A 20161-nucleotide genomic window follows, 5' to 3' on the forward strand; every position below is an offset into this window, starting at 1 on the left:
GGAGGGGAGGGTGCGCGGGAGGGGTGGGTCAGGCCTCGAACACGAAGAGGAGCTCCGTCGCCGGCTGCGTGGAATCACTGCACGTTTGGACGTCGCGGACGGTGACCGGCTGGCCGACCGGATCCACGTCGCGATCGTCGGAGCATTCGCCGTCGGAGGGATGTACCCGTCCGGCGGGCCCGCGGGTCAACTCCCCGACCTGGTGGACGTCCTCGCCGGCGCCGCGGTCACGGTGAGCCCGCCTGTCGCGTGATCCCCACCGCCTCTTCGAGATCCGACAGCGCCTGCTCGGTGAGCGGGATCAACGTCTCGATGTCGGGAAGCTGCTCTCTACCCGCGACATAACCGATGTCGAGGTGGCCGGCGTACGAGCACACGGTGATGTTGAGGGCGAGACCGTCGTACACCGTCGACACCGGGTAGATCGCTTCGACCCGTGCGCCGTTCCAGTACCGGTCGGATACCGGCCCGGGCACGCTCGACAACGCCAGGTTGAAGGCCGGTCGCGGAGTCGGCGCGAAGGGTATCTGGGGAAGCAGCACCGTCGGCGCAATCGCCGGAAGGGCAACGGCCAGAGATGCTCCCGACCCGAGGTCGGCGACCTGGTGCTTCGCGTCCGACATCGATCGGTGGACGACGGCGAGCCGCTGTGCGGGATCGTCCAGTTCGGTGCCGAGCGTGCACAAGGCGACACCGAACGCGTTGGCGTCGCCGCCGTCGGTGGTGGCGTCGCGGGCGCGGACCGTGATCGGGCAGATCGCGACGAGAGATTCGGTGGGAAGTTCCCGGTGGGCGAGCAGCCAGTATCGCAGTGCACCAGCGACGACCGTGGTCAGGACGTCGTTACCGGTGGTTCCGGTGGCCTCACCGACAGCGCGGACGCGAGTGCGGGACACCTCGGCTCCGGCCACCGCGCGGGCGGGACCGAGCCGGCCGTTGAACCGGGTGTTCGGAGCCGAGAACGGAAGGGTCGCGGGTCCTCCGGTCAACGCCCTGAAGACGTTCAGGACTCCCCCTTTGCCGAGTCGCATCGCGAACTCCGCGCCCGAGGCCGCGGCCCCCACGGTCGACCGAACGAGCGCGAGCGGGTCCGGGATTCGTGAGGTGGCGCCGGAGCCGGGCTCGTCGGAGTCCACTTCCCGCGAGGGTGCTGCGGCGAACAACCGCATACCGCGACGGGCCGGATCATCGCCCACCCACGACTCGATCATCCGGAGACCGCCGATGCCGTCGACCACCGAATGATGCACCTTGACGAGCAGTCCGATCCGGTTGCCGTCGAAACCGTCGATCACGTGTGCCTGCCACATGGGCCGCGTCCGGTCTAGGGGTTCGGCGTGCAGATCACCGACGAGAGACCACAACGTCTCACGGTTCGAGCCTTCCGGCAGCGACCTTCGGAAGACGTGCCTGCTCAGGTCCGTCTCGGTTTCCCGCCAGACCCAGGCGCCGCCCGTGTCGACACCGCGGTGCGGGCGACGGCGCAACCGGGAGTCGAGGTGGTTCGCGTCGGCGTGGCAAGCGTGGAGGAGCTCGTCGGCGAAGCCTCGGCCGGCGTCCTCGGGTGGGTCGAGGACGATCAGCGCGGTGATGTGCATCGGATTCGACAGCTCCTCTGCCGTCATCATCAAGGCGCCCATCGCATCCATTGCCGTCATCCCCGTCCCTTCCCCCGAGCGCCCGGTTCCCGGACTCCCTGCGACAGCTTCGCACGGGCTCGGGCCCCGAACGGGTCGAAACATCGTCCGCAGGATCCGGGCCGGGCGGAATGTCGATCGTGCTTGGTACGGTGCGAGTCACCCGATCTCGTGCAGTGGCGCCGCCGACCCCGAATGCGGCGGTGCACCCGACATCTTCAGGAAAGGATCATGACGACACGGCATTCCGACCTCGATTCCCGCTTCACCCACGCCGAGTCGATCCGTGTCGACGCCTCCCCGCAGGAGGTGTGGGACGTGGTGACCGATATCGAGCGCACGGGGGAGTGGAGTCCCGTTTGTCGTGCGTGCTGGTGGAAAGAGCCTGCGACCGGCCCGGAGGTCGGGGCCTGGTTCCACGGCCGCAACCAGGCCGGCGACCGGGTCTGGGAAACCGAGTCGCAGGTCGTCGCCGCTGAGGAGCCGGTCGAGTTCACCTGGATGGTTGCCGGAAATGCGGTGCGCTGGTCCTACCGTCTCGCACCGGACGGGGACGGTACGGTCCTGACCGAGTCGTGGGCGGTCCAGCCCGCGGGTTTCGAAATGTTCGACGAGATCTTCGGCGACGAGGCGCAGGCTCAGCTCGAGTTGCGGCGCGAAGCCGCACTGTCCGGGATACCGGCGACCCTGAGAGCCGTCAAGGGGATAGTCGAAGGGGCTTGACATGACGAGCCGGGATCGGCTCGATCATCGGAACCCGCCCGCGAGCGGCTCTTCTTTCGTCGTATGCAGTTCTCGCGGCTCACGCCGACCATGAGCGCCACCGCAGCCGGTCGATCGTGATCACCGGTCCCGGTGGCCGCCTCGCCCGATACTGCGGGTATTTGCGGGCCAGCGCGTCGATTCCGGCGGCGCCGGCATCGGTGTCGGCCTCGTGCACCGTGGCGATGCCGTCGATGCGGATCCACCACAGTTGGGACCAGTCGTCGCTGTAGTGGTCGACGAGCACGCTCACCCGTGGGTTCTCTGCGATGTCGGTCAGGCGGCGCAGCCGCCGGGTGGTCTTCGGCTTGTCGTCGATGGAGGTGTGGATCGCATCGCCGTCGAGGGTGAACACGATCGGGACCAGATGGGGGGCGCCGGACCCGTCCGCAGTGGCGAGACGGGCCACCCGGGCGGCAGCGACGCTGCGGCGAACGTCCATGCGCCCGACGGTAGTCCTCGGACGGACCGAATACGTGGCCCGTACGGCAGGTTTGCCGTGGCCGTGCCGGTATTCTCGTCACGTCGATCCTTCCGGGAACGGGCGGTACACATGGCCGGGAGCAGTGTGATGGTGGTCGGAGTCGACGGATCGCGGTCGGCCGCCGATGCCGCGGCATGGGCGGCGGCGGTGGCGTCGCGACGGCGCTGTGGGCTCCGCGTCGTCTACGTCCTGCCCGAGCCGCACGGCTCGGGTACCGAGCCGGAGGTGGGCGGCCGGGAACCGTTGCCCGCGGAGGGATATCGGACAGCACAGACGATCGTGAACGATGTCGCCACGGTCGTGCGCACGTACTTCCCACGGCTCGACGTGGAGAGCCGGGTCGAAACCGGCCCGGTCGCCGCGACCTTGGCCGCCGCGAGTGAAGGAGCGCGGATGATCGTGCTCGGGCACAGCCGAAGCGGCCGGGGTGCACTCGAGGCCCTGCTGCGCCGGTCGACGGCGCAGGACCTGGTGCGGCGTGCCTCGTGCCCGGTCGCGAGTTGGCGGGGGCAGCCGGGCCGGCTTCCCGACGACTGTCGTCCGGTAGTCGCCGGCGTCGAGTCGAGGCCACGCGGTGTGGGTGTCGCACTGGCGGCGTTCGAGCTGGCAGCGTTGTTCGGCACGTCCGTCGTGGCGGTACACGCGTGGGCTTCGCTGCCCGGGGTGACATCGGGGCCGCGTGCCGTGCCGTCCGAAGCGCTCGTCGCGGCGCGGGAGCAGTTTCCGCGAGTGCCGGTCGCCGAGGTGTCCGTCGAGGGCGACCCGGCAGAGGTGCTGCTCGAGCACTCCGCCGATGCGCAACTGGTGTGCCTCGGCAGTCACGGCCGTGGACGGTTCGCGGGTGTGGTGGCCGGGTCGGTCGGCCGCGAGGTGCTGCAGCGCAGCGAGTGCCCGGTGGTGATCTGTCCACCCGCGAGATGACGGCCGTTGCCGCGGGACCGTCGTGGACATGGCGGGGCAGGGAATGGGATCGTGGGTCGCACGGAGAACGGGCGAACATGGTCACCCACACACTCGACACCGACTATCTGGTGATCGGCGCCGGCGCCGCGGGGATGGCGTTCACCGATGCGCTGATCGCAGACTACGGCGCGGACGTGGTGATGGTCGATCGCCGGCACGCGCCGGGCGGGCACTGGAACGACGCCTACCCCTTCGTCAGGCTGCATCAGCCGTCGGCGTACTACGGAGTGAATTCGCTGCCCCTCGGCGCCGACACCATCGACCGGGACGGGCCGAATGCGGGCATGTACGAGCAGGCCGGCGCTGCCGAGATCTGCGGGTACTACGACCGGGTCATGCGCATGTCGTTGCTCGCTTCGGGAGCGGTGCGGTACTTCCCGATGTGCGACTACGTCGGAGAGGGACGATTCGTCTCGCGGCTGTCGGGTGCGAGCGTCGCGGTGCGGGTCCGGAAAGCGGTCGTGGACGCCACCTATCTCGAACCGGCCGTCCCGGCGACCAGTGCGCCACCGTTCGCAGTCGCGCCGGACGCACGGTGCATTCCCGTCGGCGCGCTTCCTCGCGTCGACGAGCCGGCCGGACGCTATGTCGTCGTCGGCGCGGGCAAGACGGCGATCGACGCGTGCCTGTGGCTGCTGCAGACCGGGGTCGATCCGGACGCGATCCGGTGGATCAAACCGCGGGAGGCGTGGCTGCGCAACCGGTTCTTCGCGCAGGGCGGGGAACTGGTGGGCGATCTGATCGAGGGCATCGCGCGGCAACTGGAATCGGCGGCGCACGCGATGTCGCCCCACGATCTGTTCGCCCGGTTCGAGGCGAGCGCGCAGCTGTTCCGGGTCGACGAACACGTCACGCCCACGATGTACAAGGCGCCGACGATGAGCACCGCCGAGCTAGGAATGCTGCGGCGCATCCGGGACGTCGTACGACTCGGGCACGTCCGGTGGATCGACCGCCACGAGATCCACCTCGACGGCGGCGTGATCGCGGCGGATCCCGGCGCGTTGTACGTGCACTGCGCCGCACCCGGCCTGAATCCGGCACCGGCCGTGCCGATCTTCGCCGACGGGCGGATCACGTTGCAGCCCATCAGGTCCGGGCTGATCCCGTTCAACGCTGCGATGGCGGGATTCGTCGAATCGACCGGCCGTCGCCTCGAGGAGAAGAACCGGCTGTGCCCGCCGAACCGATTGCCCGACGTTCCGCTCGACTGGGTGCGTGGCCTGCTCGTCGAGATGGATGCCGACCGGAAGTGGTCCAAGGAACCGGACATCGCACAGTGGCTCGAACGCTCGCGCCTGAACACCTCGAGAGGGCTGCGGCGGCATGCCGGACGGCCGCAGGTGCAGGACGCGATGGCCCGTTTCCTCGCGAACGTCCGTCCCGGGCTCGCGACGCTGCGCGCCATGCTCCCGTAGGAAACGGTCGCGGTTTGCGATGATCGACAGGCTCGGACGCGCGGTGCCGTGACGATCACGGCCGGTGACTCCGCGCTCCGACCGACGGCAGGAGAACCCGGTGACGACGAACAGCCCCCGCGCCCGAGTTCGCCCACGGCGGCGCGTCCTGCGATGGGTACTCGCCGTGATGACGGTGTTCCTGGTGGTCGTGGTCGGGTCGTTCGTGCTCACCCCCGTGCCCGGGGCGCTGCTCGTGCGCGCGGTGTTCGAGCGTGGCGCCCGTGATTCGACCGAGAAACTCGAGGTCGGCGCGCCCGGGACCGATCTCGTCGCCGACGTGCCCTACCGCGACGGTGACCGCGACGCGTATCTGGACGTCTACACCCCGTCCGGAACGACGACCGCGCTGCCGACGATCGTGTGGACCCACGGCGGCGCATGGCTGTCCGGGAACCGGACGAACTATGCCGGCTACTACCGGCGTCTGGCCGACGCCGGATTCACCGTCGTCTCGGTCGGTTACTCGCTTGCCCCGGGACATCGCTATCCGACCCCGGTGCACCAGCTGAACGATGCGCACGCCTATCTGATGGAACACGCGGACGAACTGCACATCGACCCGGACCGTCTCGTGTTGGCGGGCGACTCCGCGGGCGCGCAGCTGTCGGCGCAGCTCGCCGCGGCGGTCACCGGCCCGGATTATGCTGCCACGCTCGGGCTCACCCCGGCGCTCACCGCGGAACAGCTTCGCGGTGTGGTCCTCAACTGCGGCATCTACGATGTCCCGGCGATGGGTGGCAGCGGAGGCCTGATCGGGTGGGGAGTCAAGCAGGCACTGTGGGCATACACCGGTTCCCGGAGCTTCGGCACCTCGGAGGCGGCCGCGCGGATGTCCACGCTGCGGTGGGTCACCGCCGGATTCCCCGCCACCTACATCGCGGGCGGAAACGGCGACCCGCTCACGAACACCCAGTCGAAACCGTTGGCCGCGAAGCTCACCGATCTCGGCGTCACGGTCGACTCCCTGTTCTTCCCGGACGACCACACCCCCCGGCTGGGCCACGAATTCCAGTTCGATCTCTCGCTCGAAGACTCCCGGATCGCGCTCGATCGCACGATCGAGTTCGTGCGCAAGGTGACCGAAACGGATCGTCACGGGGCGTGATTTCCCGGATCCACCGGGTCCGGGGCGGGGCGTGATCAACTTTCGCGGGAGTGCTGTAGGCCACCACTGCACGGGAGGCTATTGTTTCGCCCCATGTCCAAAGAATTTTCCTTCAGCGCCGATATCGACCACAGCGTGGAGCAGGTCCATGCAGCCCTGATCAGCGAGGAGTACTGGAAGGGCCGTCTGGGCGGAAGCTCGACCGGCTCAGTGGAAATCGGGTCCCCGGCGGGCCCCGGCACCGTCCGGGTCACACTCACCGACGAGACCGACACCGCAGGGCTTCCCGCTGTGGTGCGCGGCATCCTGCGCGGCCCGCTGGTGATGCACCGGACCGACGAATGGGGTCCGCTCGACGGTGGTACCGCGCTGGGATCGCTGACGGGTGGCTCGTCCAGCTTCCCCGTGACGATCGAGGGCCGGTCGGAGATCCGTGGCCGCGACGGCGGCGCGGTCCTCGAGGTGCGGGGCCAGGTCACCGTGAAGGTACCGGTCGTCGGCGGACAGATCGAGGGTCTGGTCCTGCAGATGGTCGAGGCCATCGTCTCCGGTGACGGCGCCGCTCTGAACGCGCACATCGCCGGGAACTGATCGTCGAGGGGCTGCCGGCCTGCGAGCGCGGTCCGGCAACCCCCGAACTCTCAGCCCGTCGGCGCGGTGCCCTCGATGGCCCGGACGAGCCCGGCGGTGTCCGCCGGGCTCCACCCGTCCGGGGCGGCGATCGCCGCCCAGCCGTGGGGAATCAGATCCTCGTAGTTGTGCCCGTGCCCGACCGGCGGTGACGTGCCGCGCATGACATCCCCGGCGACCTGCCAGAACGTGACGATCGGATACCACCGCATCGACGGAACCCGATCGGTACCGGGTGGTTCGGAGAGCCAGTCGGGCCGGGTGAACAACAGATCGGGGCCCCACCACACGACCGGATCGGACGCGTGCTGGAGATACAGCACCCGCGGTTCGAGCCAGGGCCGCCCGTCCGGTTCGAGATTCTGTGCGTCTTCGGCGAACCGGACCGCGAGGCCGTCGTCGTAGGTGGGCAGCACCTCGGGGCTGCCCGGATCGCGCCCGTCCACCAACGAGCGCCACAGGATGTTCGAGTTCGGCGGCCCGACGAACAGTGCGCCGTCGACGGACGACCGCAGGTCCGCGACGTCGTCGAACGCGGCCTCCGCGGACTGCGACCCGAGGCTTTCCCCGTAGACCAGCAGCCGGGGGCGCGCATCCTCCGGCAGCTGCGACCACCGGTCCTGCACACCGTCGATCAGCGCTTTGCCGGCCGCCTCGGCCGCGGACCCGTCGGTGAGGAACGAAATCCAGCTCGGCAGATACGAATACTGGATCGCGGCGATCGCGGTGTCCCCGTTGTACATCAGCTCGATGGCGTCCGCGGCGACGGGATTGACCCAGCCGGTACCCGTGGTCGCGGACACGACGAGCACCTGCCGGTCCCACGCGCCGGTGCGGTCGAGTTCGTCGAGCACGAGATCGACCTGGGCCGCGGTGTCCGGCGCAGACTCCAGTCCCGCGTACACGCGGATCGGTTCGAGGGCGGGCGTGCCGTTGATCGCGGTGAGTTCGCCGGCGCGAGAACCGCCGTCGACGAAGGCGCGGCCCTGCCGGCCGAGGCTGTCCCAGGCGGCCGACGACATCGGGCTGCCGGAACGCTCGGCCTCGACCGGCTGTGCGTCGCCGGGATCGGTGCTGTTGTTGTCGCCGGAGAAGACCAGGTTCGCAGCCTTCGAGCTGCCGGCCAACAGCACCTGGTCGACGAACACGACGACGAGGACGGTCAGCAGGAGGGGTGCCACCACGTGGGCGACCGGAACCGGAATGCGCAGGCGCGCACCGAGAAACGCGGCGAATGCGCGGGCGAGACGACGCAGCCCGCGCGCGACGAACAACACGGCGGCGAAGACAGCGGCGACGACGAGACCGGTCCGCAGATACGCGAACGACGAGGTTGCCTCCATGCCCATGAGAGTTTCGATCTCGTTCTGCCGATCGGCGGCGGCGAGAAGCGCCGCCACCACCATGACGAGAACGAGCAGCGCCGCCAGCACCTGGGCGACCTTCCGGACGGTGTGGCGCCGCCGCCACCACGTCAGGTGCGGAACGATCCAGCGGCGCGCCGGGTGGGCGATCAGCACGCCGATTCCGTATCCGGTCACAGCCGTGATGCCGCTGATCAACCCCTGATACAGCCAGTCCCGCGGGATCAGCGACGGGCTCAGACTCCACGCGAAGAACAACAGGCCGACCACGAGTCCGACGAAATCCAGGCCGAGCACCGTCACCGGGGGCGTGCGGGTGTCGTCCGGGACGGGTGCGTCGGAGGTCCGAGGGGTGTTCACCGGCCGACAGTAGCCCGCGCCGCCGCCGCGCGCGGTCCGGCCGATCGCGCCGAAACGGTGAGCATCGGCGGCCGGATGCCCGGCATGAGCATGTGCGATCGGTGGCCGGTGGAAGAACGGTCCGGATTGTCGCCGCCTCCGACGCGCACGAGGTGGGACCGTCCGGCCACTCCCTGCTCGTCGTCGACGGCCCCACCCACGTCTCACGGCCTGAGCCGGGCATCGACGCGGCACAGTGCGGTCGAGGCGGGGCAGGAACCGGACTCGCCGTTGAGTGTCGAACCGGACGCGGAGAGCGAGGGAGCCCGGGAGTGGCTCGCATCACTCGCAGCGATGGACGGCAGGGCAGCCGCGTTCGATACCAGGCTCGACGCCTCGTCCCTGCTGACCGGACGCGCCTCGAAGACGATCGCGCGGAAGCTGCGGCACCTGGGATTCACTCCGGTCGCCGAGCCGGAGAGCTTCCTCGCCGACAAGGAAAACGACACTCGAAGCGGGCGAAGAGGACCGTGGCGAGCGGTGGAGACGGACCCTCGTCACCTCGGGGTAGGGGATGCCGTGAGCTGAAAGTCTGCTGCGAACCGGTCCTCGGTCGGTGCCCGGCGCGCGGGTTACGTGGTGCCCCCGCTGATCGACGCCGCGATGCTGTACGTGATCAACGCCTGGCCCGGTCAGTCGGGCGCGTCGTCCCCGGTATCGACGGGTTCGACGTCCTCCCGGTCGGAACGGCTGCCCGGGACGTCGCGCTCGTCGCGTTCCCGTTCGACCTTGCGCTCCAGATCGTCGACGATGTCGCGGACTTCATGGCCCGGACCGGTGTCGTCCGCTCGCGTCACGGTGCTGCCCTCCTCGGATCGGCCTCGCATCGGCCGTCGGGGGAATACCCTGCGGAAGGCTCGGTCAAACCCGGCCGGTGAGCAGGACCGCGGCCTGAGCCGGGAGCACTGCGGCGCCCCGGCGGCGGAAAAGTTCCGCGGGCCGTCCCTGGCCGGGATGGGACAGGCGACCGGTGGTGTCGAGTGCATCGACGACGTGCCGGCGGAACGAGTCCTTCTGCAGTGACCGATCGAAGACCACCTCGTAGAGCCGGCGCAGATCGAGCACGGTGAACTCGTCGCCGAGCAGGCGGTCCGGGTCGGCCTGCGCCGCGTAACGTGCGCGCAGGTCGTCGACGGCCAGCCGCACCATGTCCGCGTGATCGAAAGCGAGTTCGTCGTCGACCACCCCACTGTCGACGGCGGGCAGTGTCGCGTCGGGAGGTAGTTCGGTGACGGGTACTGCAGCGGTGTGCGCCATCGAGATCACCCAGCCGCGTTCGTCCCGGCCGGGGTCGTCGAACATGCGTAGCTGGCGGAACTTCAGGCCGGTGATGCGGGCCTTGTCCCGGAGGGCGCGCTCGGCGGCGTCGGCCAGGCGCTCGCCGCGATGGAGGAATGTTCCGGGGAGTGCGCGACCGCCGAGGCGATGGTCGACGACCAGTACCCGGAGTTCGCCGTCGAGGTAGGTCAGCACCGCGACGTCGACGGCCACGGAGGGGCGGTCGTAGGCGGTGAAGGCTCTGTCCGGGTGGTCCTGCCGTTCACTCACGTTTGCATGTTAGCGCAACTCTGATCTATATTTAGCGCAACATTGATCTAAAGGGAGGTTCGTGATGAAGGTGACTGCGCCGCAGATGGACCGCGCTGCCGGGGTGATGCTCGGAACCGCCGTGGGCGACGCCCTGGGGGCGGGGTACGAATTCACCTATCCGACTGCCGCCACGAGGATCGACATGATCGGCGGTGGCACGTTCGCGTGGGAGCCGGGGGAGTGGACCGACGACACCGCGATGGCCGTCGCGATCGCCGAAGTCGCCGCGACCGGAGCCGACATCGGGCGCGGACGTGGACTCGACGCGGTCGCGGCGCAGTTCGTCCGCTGGTACGACTCGAATCCGAAGGACATCGGCAACCAGACGAGCAGTGTCCTGCGCCGCCGTGCCGGCAGCGCGGCGGCCATGCAGGCGCACGCCCGGGCGCTCACCGGCCGCAAGGCGGGCAACGGATCGCTGATGCGGACCGCTCCTGTCGCGCTCGCGTACCTCGACGACCGGGCCGGGTGTCTCGACGCCGCAGCGCGGATCAGTGCCCTCACCCACGACGACCCGACGGCGGAACAGGCGTGCAGTCTGTGGTCCCACGCGATCCGGCACGCCGTGCTGCACGGCACGTTCGACGGCGTGCGCGGCTACCTGGAGATCGCATCGCCCGAGGTGGCCGACTTCTGGCGGCCGCTGCTCGACGCGGCCGAACGGGGCACGCCCGCGGATTTCGCGCGGAACGGCTGGGTCGTCCACGCCCTGCAGACCGCATGGTGGGCGATCACGACCACCCCCGGTGCCGGTGAGGACCACCTGCGCGGGGCGCTCGAAGCCGCCGTGCGCGCCGGAGGCGACACGGACACCACCGCGGCGATCGCGGGTGGCCTGCTCGGTGCCCGCTGGGGCGCGGCCGCCATCCCGCTCCGGTGGCGCCGCATGCTGCACGGGTGGCCCGGTCACGACGCCGGCGATCTGGTCCGGCTCGCGGTGGACACCGTGCGCGGCGGTGCCGAGCCCGATCGCACACGACGGAGAACGCGGATCACCGTGGTTCACGGCGACATCACGACCCTGCGCGTCGACGCCGTCGTGAATTCGACCGACGTACATTTCAGCGGTGAGGGCGGGGTCGACCGGGCCCTCCACCGGGCCGGCGGTCCGGCTGTCCGCGCGGCGTGCGACACGCTGCGCGCGACCACCCTGCCGGACGGGCTGACCGTGGGTGCAGCGGTGGCCACCACCGCCGGCGACCTCCCGGCGACGTGGATCGTCCACACCGTCGGTCCCCGTTATTCGCGCTCCGAGGACCGCGCGGCGCAGTTGCGTGCGGCGTACACCCGGAGCCTGAGGGCGGCCGAGGCGCTCGGCGCGCGCACGGTGGCGTTTCCCCTCATCGCCGGCGGCGCGGGGGGATGGCCGGCCGCCGACGCGATGCGGCACGCCGTCGCCGCGCTCACCGGGGCGGACGCCGACGTCGAGGAGGTGGTGCTCGTGACACCGGACCCGCGTGCGGCCGAGTCGATGCGGCGCGCTCTGGGGTAGGAGCGGGGGAGGCTACCCGGGCGTGGGGGCTCCCGCCGGGGCTGCGCACCGAATGTGCGCGCAATCACATTTAATCGAATTGTGTCCGATCTTCCGCAAATGTCTCCGAATTGCAGAGAGAGCCGGAGCGCGGTAACAATTGATGCGGCGCACGACCCCGCGTCACCGGTACACAAGATCAAAACTAGGAGTTCACCGTGCTCGATCTCGCCACGCTGGCCGACATCTTCAGCAACGCTGCCGACCTGTTCGGCGCGCTCGACTTCTTCTCGGGCCTGAGCAGCCAGTAGGCTCTCCAAGAAAGGGACCTGCGGGAACGTACCCGCAGGTCCTTTTCCTTTTTCTGCTATTCGGGACTGTCCTGCGGATATCGGGCGAAACGCGCTTTCTTCCTCATGTCGAAATATGCGCTGCGGGTGCATTTTCAGGCGGGAAAGCAATTGCGATCTTCGGTGGAGATCGGTAATGATCATCCGTAACCGGAAATCGATCTTTCCGTGACCCGCAGCGTGGCCGGAGGTCGTCACCAGAAAATCGCAGGGCGGCAGCGAAAAACGAGGCCGGGCGCTCCGAAGAGCGCCCGGCCTCCTGGTGGATGAACAGTGGCAGACAGGATCAGCGAAGCGCCGCGGGGTTGTCGAGGTCCGGTGCCGTGTAGGTGTCGCACGCCGCCACCTGCCCGGTGCGATAGCCGGCGAGGAACCACTTCTGTCGCTGTTCCGACGACCCGTGGGTCCAGCCCTCCGGATTGACCCGGCCGGTCGCGGCGGCCTGGATGCGGTCGTCACCGACCGCCGACGCTGCGGACAGCGCGTCACGAACATCGGTGTCCGAGAGCGGCACGAGGAACGGCTGGCCGGTCTCCGGATCGACCATCTCGTCCGCGTGGTGCGCCCACACACCGGCATAGCAGTCGGCCTGCAATTCGGTGCGCACCGCGCCGGACTCCGGACCGCGCGGGTCGGCCTGCGCGCGGCCGATGTCCCCGAGCTGCGTCTGCAGGTGATGGCCGAACTCGTGGGCGACGACGTACTCCTGCGCCAGCGGGCCGCCGCTGGAGCCGAATCGGGTCACGAGTTCCTGGAAGAAGCTCGTGTCGAAGTACGCGGTCTGGTCGGCGGGACAGTAGAACGGGCCGACATCGCTGGTCGCATTGCCGCAGCCGGTCGCGACGGAACCCGAGAACAACTGCACCTCGGGCCGCACGTAGGGGACTCCGGTCTGCTGTGCCAACTGCTGCTCCCACACCAGATCGAGGCTGCCGACGGTGTACTCGACCCGGCAGTTCACATCAGAGTTGGCATCCGTGCCGGTCCGGCAGTCCTCCGAACCGGCGGCACCGGCGGGGTCGTTCCCGTCGACCGGGCCGGTCCCGAGCAGCGACCCCGGATCGCCGCCGAACAGCAGCGCGAGGATCAGCACGATGATGCCGCCCACGCCGCCGCCGACCGCGATCCTGCCGCCGCGACCACCGCCGCCCCGGCGGACCCGGCCCGCCTCGATCCGTGCCCCGTCGTTGAACGTCATCGCATCGCTTTCTTGTTGCAGGTGATTCGGCTGCACAAGCTTGGCATGCGCAATCGGGTACGGGTGTCCTCGTCACATCCGTGTCTTTCGTAGGATTACAGCCGACGAAGAACCTCGTTGGATCGTTTCGAAAGGAATTCCGTGCTGCGCACCCATCTCGCCGGCTCGTTGCGAGCCGAGCACGCCGAGCAGTCCGTCACCCTCACCGGTTGGGTGGCCCGGCGCCGCGACCACGGCGGGGTGATCTTCATCGACCTGCGCGACGCATCCGGTGTCGCCCAGGTCGTGTTCCGCAATGCCGCGGTCCTCGAGCAGGCCCACCGCTTGCGCGCGGAGTTCTGTGTCAAGGTCACCGGTGTCGTCGAGGTGCGCCCGGACGGCAACCAGAACTTCGACATTCCGACCGGCGCGATCGAGGTCGACGCGACTTCCCTCGAGGTCCTCAACGAGGCGGCGCCGCTGCCGTTCCAGCTCGACGACCAGGCCGGTGAGGAAGCACGTCTGAAGTACCGCTACCTCGATCTGCGCCGCGAGGCACCGGGCAAGGCCATCCGCCTGCGCAGCAAGGTCAACGCGGCGGCCCGCGCGGTACTCGCGCACCACTCGTTCGTCGAGGTCGAGACGCCCACGCTGACCCGGTCCACGCCCGAGGGGGCCCGCGACTTCGTCGTGCCGGCGCGCCTGCAGCCCGGCAACTTCTACGCGTTGCCGCAGAGCCCGCAGCTGTTCAAGCAGCTGCTCATGGTCGGTGGTATCGAGCGGTACTACCAGATCGCCCGCTGCTACCGCGACGAGGATTTCCGCGCCGACCGTCAGCCCGAGTTCACTCAGCTCGACATCGAGATGTCCTTCGTGACCCAGGAGGACGTGATCCTGCTGGCCGAGGAGATCCTGCACGCGCTGTGGCGCCTCGTGGACTTCGAACTCGAGACCCCGATCCCGCGCATGACCTACGCCGAGGCGATGCGCCGGTTCGGCTCCGACAAGCCGGACCTGCGGTTCGACATCGAACTCGTCGAATGCAAGGACTTCTTCAAGGACACCACCTTCCGGGTGTTCCAGGCCGAGTACGTCGGGGCCGTCGTCATGCCGGGCGGTGCGAGCCAGCCCCGCCGCCAACTCGACGCCTGGCAGGAATGGGCCAAGCAGCGCGGAGCGAAGGGTCTGGCCTACGTCCTGGTGGGCGAGGACGGTGAACTGTCCGGCCCGGTCGCGAAGAACCTCACCGACACCGAGCGTGCCGGACTGTGCGACCACGTCGGGGCGAAGCCCGGCGACTGCATCTTCTTCGCAGCGGGGGCCACCAAGCCCATGCGTGCGCTGCTGGGTGCCGCACGCGGCGAGATCGCCCGCAAGCTCGATCTGATCGATCCCAAGGCGTGGGCGTTCGTGTGGATCGTCGACGCGCCGCTCTTCGAGCCCGCCGCCGACGCGACCGCGTCCGGCGACGTCGCCCTCGGCTCGTCCGCGTGGACCGCGGTGCACCACGCGTTCACCTCGCCCAAGCCCGAGTTCCTCGACACCTTCGACACCGACCCCGGTACGGCTCTGGCCTACGCCTACGACATCGTCTGCAACGGCAACGAGATCGGCGGCGGTTCGATCCGTATCCACCGGCCCGACGTGCAGGAACGCGTCTTCAAGGTCATGGGAATCTCGGAGGAGCAGGCGCAGGAACAGTTCGGCTTCCTGCTCGACGCGTTCAAGTACGGCGCCCCGCCGCACGGCGGCATCGCGTTCGGGTGGGACCGCATCACCGCGCTGCTCGCCGGGATGGAGTCGATCCGCGAGGTCATCGCGTTCCCGAAGTCCGGCGGTGGCGTCGACCCGCTGACCGACGCGCCCGCCCCGATCAGCGCGGCCCAGCGCAAGGAGTCCGGCATGGACTTCAAGCCCGAGCCGAAGGAGGACGAGCCGAAGAAGGACGATCGGTAGAACGGCCGATCCGTGGGGTGCCGCACACCGCGCCGGCACCCCACGGATCCGGGCGTTTTCTCCGGTCTCGGCGGCCGGTGCGCGCACCGCACGCCCGCGGCCGTTCCGTGTCCTCGCACCGAAGGTCCTAGCCGTTTCGAGACTTCTGCAGGACCTGCGGGGGCCCGGCACCGGGTAGATTGTCAAGCGATGACTGCAACATTGGCAGACCCCGTCTCAGAGGTTGTTCAGGCAGCCGAAAAACTGCTCACCCGCCGTACCGGCGCACCGGTGACGCTCGCCGACCCCGTGGATCTCGGGGGGAGCGGCATGTCCACCGTGCTCCGCGTGCGGGTCGCGGCCAACCCGTTCTCGCTTCCCCGGACGCTCGTGCTCAAGCAGCTTCCGCGGACCCGCGGTATCGGGCACGTGGACTTCCGTGGCGCCGAAACCGGCGAAGAGGTCGCGTTCCTGCGGGAGGCGGTGTCCTACCAGTTCGCGACCGCCCTCGCGAAGGACAACCGGCCGGGCGCCGAACTGCTCGCCTACGACTTCGAAACCCGTCTGCTCGTCCTCAGCGACCTCGGTGACGCGACTCCGCTCGCCTCGCTGCTGCGCAGCGGCGACGCCGACACGGTCGGCAACACGCTGATGGCTCTCGCCCAGGCGCTCGGCCGCATGCACGCCGCGACCGTCGGCCGCGAGGAGGACTTCGCGGCCCTGCTGCGTCGCGCCGACGTCGGCAATGCCGCCGATGTCATGGCCGAGCAGGCCGTGCAGGCCGTCCACGCGGTTCCCGAACTCCTCGCCCGCGATTTCGGGCTCACGGTGCCGCAGTCCGTCCTCGATCGCGCAGACCGGGCCGCCCGCCTGTTCACCGGTGGACGGTTCCGGGCGTTCAGCCCGTCGGATCTGTGCCCGGACAACATCGTCGTCGGCGACGACGGCGTGCAGTTCCTCGACTACGAGTGGGGCGGATTCCGGGACGCCACCCTCGACATCGCCTACGCCCTGACCTCCTTCCCCGCCTGCCTGTGCACCGCCCCGCTGACGCTGGATCGCGCCCGGGCGATGGCGGATGCCTGGCGCGCCGAGGTCGTGGCGATGTGGCCTCAGCTGGCGTTCGACGAAGTCTTCGCCACGCGCCTGCTCGACGCGCAGCTCGCCTGCGTGTGGTTGAGCACCGAGTTGTACCTCCCCGAGGACCACGCACGCATCGCCTCGGTGCGGTCGCATCAGCTGTCCGTGCACCGGCTCGACGCGCTCGAGTCCCGGTGGTCGTTGCTCGCCGAGTTCGCCGCGGACACCGGCCACGACGACATCGCCGAACACGCCCGCGACGTGCTGGCGTGCATCCGGGGTCGCCGCGACGACGCCTGAGACAGGCCACGGCCGACGGCCCCGCGTCAGCGCACGACGGGGTCCAGTGGTGCCGCCGGTTCGACGCGAGCCGACCCGGCGGGCACCCGCATGCTGGCGCCGAGGCGAGCACCGGTCGCCGGGTCGGCTCGATCGAGCACGTACATCCAGTCCATCTGCACCGCGTCGGGCGTGACCTCCAGGACGCCGTAGCCGTGCGAATCGAGCTCGACGTAGCGCACGTGACGGTTGAGATCCCGCACCGCCGACTCGATTCCGACGGAGGCCGTGCGCGGCGCGGTCCCGAGGATGTCGTCGATGTTCTGCGAGGTCACGGACGGGAGGACCAGTTCGGTGGCGACGCTGCCGGCCGTCGGGTACGCGGCGGCGTCCACCGGAACATCGCACGCCCACGACGTGTGGATGTCACCGGTGAGGAACACGACGTTGAGCCCACCTGTCGCCACGATTGCGTCGAGCAGCCGCTGCCGGTCCGCCGGATAGCCGTCCCACTGGTCCGTGTTGACAGGCACTCCGGCCGCGGGAACACCCGCGAGTTCGGTGAGCGCCGCCGTGGTGCGCGCGTCGAGCGGCGGTATCAGCAGCGGGGAGAACATCACCGGATTCCCGACGAGCTGCCAACGCGTGGGCGAGCTGGTGATACCGGCGGTCAGCCAGGACATCTGCTCGGCGCCGGTGATCGTGCGGGCCGGGTCGTCGATCTCCCGCAGGCCCGGTCCGAGGCCGACCTGCTCGGATCGGTAGCTGCGCAGATCGAGCATCGACAGCTCGGCCAGGTCACCGAACCGCAACCGCCGGTAGAGCCGCGGCTCCGTGCCGGAGACACGCACCGGCATCCACTCGAGATACGCCCGGCGCGCCGCGGCGATGCGCTCGGCCCAGGCTCCTTCGGCGGCGGGCTGGTGGTTCTCCGCCCCGCCGGACCACGAGTCGTTCGCCGACTCGTGATCGTCCCAGGTGACGATCCAGGGCAACAGCGCATGCAGCGCCTGCAGGTCCGGGTCGGTCTTGTACTCGCCGTGCCGGACGCGGTAGTCGGCGAGCGTGAGGATCTCGTGCGCGGGCGCATGGCGACGCACCGGGCCGCTTCGCGGCGCGTACTCGCCGGTCCCGTACTCGTACAGGTAGTCACCCAGGTGCACGATCGCATCGAGATCGGTGCGCGCCGCCAGATGCCGGTACGAGGCGAAGAACCCGTCCTCCCAGTTCGCGCACGACACCACGCCGAACCGCAGCCGTCCCGGACGCGCATCGTCGGCCGGCGCGGTACGGGTCCGCCCGGTCGGGGACACGGCACCGGATCCGACGACGGTGAAACGGTAGAAGTACGTGGTGTCCGGCTCGAGACCGGCCGCGTCGATCTTCACGGTGTGATCGGACGCCGCGGTCGCGGTCGCCGTGCCGGAGGCGGCGGCCGCGCGGAACTCCTCGTCGGGTGCGATCTCCCAGCGCACCGTGGTGTCCGGGCCCAGACCCGAACCGGGGGTCGCCTCGGGTGCCGGCGTCACCCGGGTCCACAGGACGACCCGGTCGGGCAGCGGGTCACCGGAGGCGACGCCGTGCGCGAAGGTGTTCGGCGCTGCCGACGCGGGGACGGTCGAACCGAGTGCGGCGACGCCGGCGGCGAGAGCGCCGGAACGCAGGACGACCCGCCTGGAGACGCGCGGGCCCGGTGAGGTGGTGGGCACCTGCCGATCCGACCACACGGACGAACATCGGTAAAGACCGACACACGCGGGCACACGCTGTTCACCCGGAGTTCCGGTGCCGCCGGCCCGCGCCGGTTGTCCGTCGCGCCTTGTAGCGTCGTGGGGGTGAGTGACCTTTTCGGGGCGGACGATCCTGCCGCCTCTCCGGATGCCCTGTTCGAGGCGCCGAGCGCGCCGGAACCGGAACCCGAGCCGTCGATCCGCCGCGCGAACCTCGGGCCCAGCGGCGCGGGCGCGCCGCTCGCGGCCCGGATGCGTCCGCGCAGTCTCGACGAGGTCGTCGGTCAGCAGCATCTGCTCGCGCCCGGTGCGCCGTTGCGGCGCCTCGTCGAGGGCTCCGGTGCCGCGTCGGTCGTGCTCTACGGGCCGCCCGGCACCGGTAAGACCACGCTCGCCTCGCTGATCTCCGGGGCCACCGGCCGCAGATTCGAGGCGCTGTCCGCGCTGTCCGCCGGCGTCAAGGACGTGCGCGGAGTGATCGAACTCGCGAGGCGTCGACTCGCGCAGGGCGAGCAGACCGTGCTGTTCATCGACGAGGTCCACCGGTTCTCGAAGACCCAGCAGGATGCGCTGCTGGCCGCCGTCGAGAACCGCATCGTGCTGCTCGTCGCGGCCACCACCGAGAACCCGTCGTTCTCGGTGGTCGCGCCGTTGCTGTCGCGGTCGCTGGTGCTGCAGCTGCAGCCGCTGGCACCCGACGACATCCGGGCGCTGATCGAACGCGCCCGCACCGATCCGCGCGGCCTCGGCGGCACCGTCACGATGACCGACGAGGCGCTCGATCACCTGGTGCGTCTCGCCGGGGGCGATGCCAGACGCGCGCTCACCGCGCTCGAGGCGTCGGCCGAGACCGCTGGGGACCGCGCCGACGGTGGTGACCCGGTCATCGACCTGCCCACCGTCGAATCGAGCATCGACAAGGCCGCCGTCCGCTACGACCGCGACGGCGACCAGCACTACGACGTGGCCAGCGCGTTCATCAAGTCGTTGCGCGGTTCCGACGTCGACGCCGCCCTGCACTATCTGGCCCGGATGATCGTCGCCGGTGAGGACCCCCGGTTCATCGCACGCCGGCTCATGATCCAGGCCAGCGAAGAAGTCGGCATGGCCGACCCGACCGCATTGCAGTCCGCGGTCGCCGCCGCCCAGGTGGTGCAACAGGTCGGCATGCCCGAAGCGCAGCTCGCGCTCGCCCAGGCCACGATCCACATCGCGACCGCACCGAAATCCGGGGCGGTGACCGCGGCGCTCGGCGCGGCGATCGCGGACGTGAAGGCCGGCCGGGCCGGGCCCGTGCCGCCGCACCTGCGCGACGGCCATTACAAGGGCGCGCAGGGGCTGGGCAATGCGATCGGCTACCGCTATCCGCACGACCATCCCGACGGCGTTCTGGCGCAGCAATACCCGCCGGACGAACTCGTGGGGGTGGACTACTATCGGCCCACCGCGCACGGCGTCGAACGGGAACTGGCGTCGCGGGTGCCGAAGTTGCGTCGCATCGTGCGCGGATGAAAGCGGTCAGGCGCGTGTGGTGCGGTCCGCGCCGTCGCGTTGTGCCACCGCGTCGTTCCAGGCGCCGACGAGTTCGGTGAGTCGCTGGAGGTCCCCATCCGGGATGCGGTGGGCTGTCTCGACTCGGTCGAACAAGCCGTCGAGCGAAGCCGCGAGCGCGTCCGCGAGGGCGCGGGCCCGTTGGGCGGCCGCGGTATCCATGTCGTGCAGTTTCCGTTCAGGCACTGGTACTC

18 protein-coding genes and 2 pseudogenes are annotated in these 20161 nt (G+C 69.8%); 12 read left to right on the forward strand and 8 right to left on the reverse strand.

The window, feature by feature from the left end; translation table 11 throughout:
• A pseudogene (locus tag A8G15_RS30980) lies at nucleotides 1-253 on the forward strand (hypothetical protein); the annotation flags it as partial.
• Here the strand turns inward: A8G15_RS30980 and A8G15_RS29325 are convergent.
• Complete coding sequence (locus A8G15_RS29325; RefSeq protein WP_068166731.1) at nucleotides 228-1658, reverse strand: wax ester/triacylglycerol synthase family O-acyltransferase; 1431 nt, start codon at nucleotides 1656-1658, stop codon at nucleotides 228-230. The pseudogene A8G15_RS30980 and the gene A8G15_RS29325 sit on opposite strands and share 26 nt — an antisense overlap.
• 210 nt (nucleotides 1659-1868) lie before the next feature.
• Here A8G15_RS29325 and A8G15_RS29330 point away from each other — a divergent pair, with 210 nt between their 5' ends.
• Nucleotides 1869-2360 (forward strand): SRPBCC family protein, encoded by a 492-nt coding sequence (locus A8G15_RS29330; protein ID WP_068166733.1) that lies wholly within the window; start codon nucleotides 1869-1871, stop codon nucleotides 2358-2360.
• A gap of 79 nt (nucleotides 2361-2439) precedes the next feature.
• Here the strand turns inward: A8G15_RS29330 and A8G15_RS29335 are convergent, their stop codons facing one another.
• Nucleotides 2440-2841: a TIGR03668 family PPOX class F420-dependent oxidoreductase gene (locus A8G15_RS29335; protein WP_068166735.1), complete on the reverse strand. Its 402-nt coding sequence runs from the start codon at nucleotides 2839-2841 to the stop codon at nucleotides 2440-2442.
• A gap of 111 nt (nucleotides 2842-2952) precedes the next feature.
• Here A8G15_RS29335 and A8G15_RS29340 point away from each other — a divergent pair, with 111 nt between their 5' ends.
• From A8G15_RS29340 to A8G15_RS29355, 4 genes are all read left to right on the forward strand, one after another.
• A complete protein-coding gene (locus A8G15_RS29340; protein WP_068166737.1) occupies nucleotides 2953-3804 on the forward strand; it encodes a universal stress protein in 852 nt (283 codons plus the stop codon).
• 77 nt (nucleotides 3805-3881) lie between these two features.
• Nucleotides 3882-5264, forward strand: a complete 1383-nt coding sequence (locus A8G15_RS29345; RefSeq protein WP_068166738.1) for an NAD(P)-binding protein — start codon at nucleotides 3882-3884, stop codon at nucleotides 5262-5264.
• A gap of 169 nt (nucleotides 5265-5433) precedes the next feature.
• A complete protein-coding gene (locus A8G15_RS29350; protein WP_082900252.1) occupies nucleotides 5434-6411 on the forward strand; it encodes an alpha/beta hydrolase in 978 nt (325 codons plus the stop codon).
• A 93-nt stretch (nucleotides 6412-6504) separates the two neighbouring features.
• On the forward strand, nucleotides 6505-7002 hold the full coding sequence (locus A8G15_RS29355; RefSeq protein ID WP_068166740.1) for a DUF2505 domain-containing protein: 498 nt from the start codon (nucleotides 6505-6507) through the stop codon (nucleotides 7000-7002).
• A 50-nt stretch (nucleotides 7003-7052) separates the two neighbouring features.
• Here the strand turns inward: A8G15_RS29355 and A8G15_RS29360 are convergent, their stop codons facing one another.
• Nucleotides 7053-8765: an alpha/beta hydrolase gene (locus tag A8G15_RS29360; RefSeq protein WP_068166742.1), complete on the reverse strand. Its 1713-nt coding sequence runs from the start codon at nucleotides 8763-8765 to the stop codon at nucleotides 7053-7055.
• Nucleotides 8766-9035: 270 nt separating this feature from the next.
• Between A8G15_RS29360 and A8G15_RS29370 the strand changes: the two genes are divergently transcribed.
• Nucleotides 9036-9332, forward strand: coding sequence for a hypothetical protein (locus A8G15_RS29370; RefSeq protein WP_068166746.1), 297 nt, complete (start codon nucleotides 9036-9038; stop codon nucleotides 9330-9332).
• Between the two features lie 104 nt (nucleotides 9333-9436).
• On the opposite strand, the gene A8G15_RS31380 is transcribed toward A8G15_RS29370, so the two are convergent.
• Together A8G15_RS31380 and A8G15_RS29380 are read right to left on the reverse strand one after the other, a co-directional pair.
• Nucleotides 9437-9601: a hypothetical protein gene (locus A8G15_RS31380; protein WP_169833962.1), complete on the reverse strand. Its 165-nt coding sequence runs from the start codon at nucleotides 9599-9601 to the stop codon at nucleotides 9437-9439.
• 64 nt (nucleotides 9602-9665) lie between these two features.
• Nucleotides 9666-10352 (reverse strand): NUDIX hydrolase, encoded by a 687-nt coding sequence (locus tag A8G15_RS29380; protein WP_068166749.1) that lies wholly within the window; start codon nucleotides 10350-10352, stop codon nucleotides 9666-9668.
• A gap of 64 nt (nucleotides 10353-10416) precedes the next feature.
• On the opposite strand from A8G15_RS29380, the pseudogene A8G15_RS32410 reads away from it, so the two are divergent.
• Together A8G15_RS32410 and A8G15_RS32415 are read left to right on the forward strand one after the other, a co-directional pair.
• Nucleotides 10417-11355: pseudogene (locus tag A8G15_RS32410) on the forward strand (ADP-ribosylglycohydrolase family protein); the annotation flags it as partial.
• A 78-nt stretch (nucleotides 11356-11433) separates the two neighbouring features.
• A complete protein-coding gene (locus A8G15_RS32415; protein WP_342671608.1) occupies nucleotides 11434-11886 on the forward strand; it encodes a macro domain-containing protein in 453 nt (150 codons plus the stop codon).
• 615 nt (nucleotides 11887-12501) lie between these two features.
• Here the strand turns inward: A8G15_RS32415 and ypfJ are convergent.
• A complete protein-coding gene (gene ypfJ, locus A8G15_RS29390; RefSeq protein WP_068166753.1) occupies nucleotides 12502-13413 on the reverse strand; it encodes a KPN_02809 family neutral zinc metallopeptidase in 912 nt (303 codons plus the stop codon).
• Between the two features lie 141 nt (nucleotides 13414-13554).
• Between ypfJ and aspS the strand changes: the two genes are divergently transcribed.
• Both aspS and A8G15_RS29400 read left to right on the forward strand, forming a co-directional pair.
• Complete coding sequence (aspS, locus tag A8G15_RS29395) at nucleotides 13555-15348, forward strand: aspartate--tRNA ligase (RefSeq protein ID WP_068166755.1); 1794 nt, start codon at nucleotides 13555-13557, stop codon at nucleotides 15346-15348.
• A 189-nt stretch (nucleotides 15349-15537) separates the two neighbouring features.
• The gene (locus A8G15_RS29400) at nucleotides 15538-16707 is read left to right on the forward strand and encodes a kinase (protein ID WP_068166756.1); all 1170 of its coding nucleotides are present in this window, start codon (nucleotides 15538-15540) and stop codon (nucleotides 16705-16707) included.
• A gap of 26 nt (nucleotides 16708-16733) precedes the next feature.
• On the opposite strand, the gene A8G15_RS29405 is transcribed toward A8G15_RS29400, so the two are convergent.
• Nucleotides 16734-18395 carry an alkaline phosphatase D family protein gene (locus A8G15_RS29405; protein WP_068166796.1) on the reverse strand — a complete coding sequence of 554 codons (1662 nt, stop codon included), beginning with the start codon at nucleotides 18393-18395 and terminating at the stop codon, nucleotides 16734-16736.
• 126 nt (nucleotides 18396-18521) lie between these two features.
• Between A8G15_RS29405 and A8G15_RS29410 the strand changes: the two genes are divergently transcribed.
• Nucleotides 18522-19928: a replication-associated recombination protein A gene (locus A8G15_RS29410; RefSeq protein ID WP_068166758.1), complete on the forward strand. Its 1407-nt coding sequence runs from the start codon at nucleotides 18522-18524 to the stop codon at nucleotides 19926-19928.
• Nucleotides 19929-19934: 6 nt separating this feature from the next.
• On the opposite strand, the gene A8G15_RS29415 is transcribed toward A8G15_RS29410, so the two are convergent.
• On the reverse strand, nucleotides 19935-20153 hold the full coding sequence (locus A8G15_RS29415) for a hypothetical protein (RefSeq protein ID WP_068166760.1): 219 nt from the start codon (nucleotides 20151-20153) through the stop codon (nucleotides 19935-19937).
• Nucleotides 20154-20161 lie beyond the last annotated feature (8 nt).

The sequence above is a fragment of the Rhodococcus phenolicus genome, assembly GCF_001646785.1.
GTDB lineage: Bacteria > Actinomycetota > Actinomycetes > Mycobacteriales > Mycobacteriaceae > Rhodococcus > Rhodococcus phenolicus.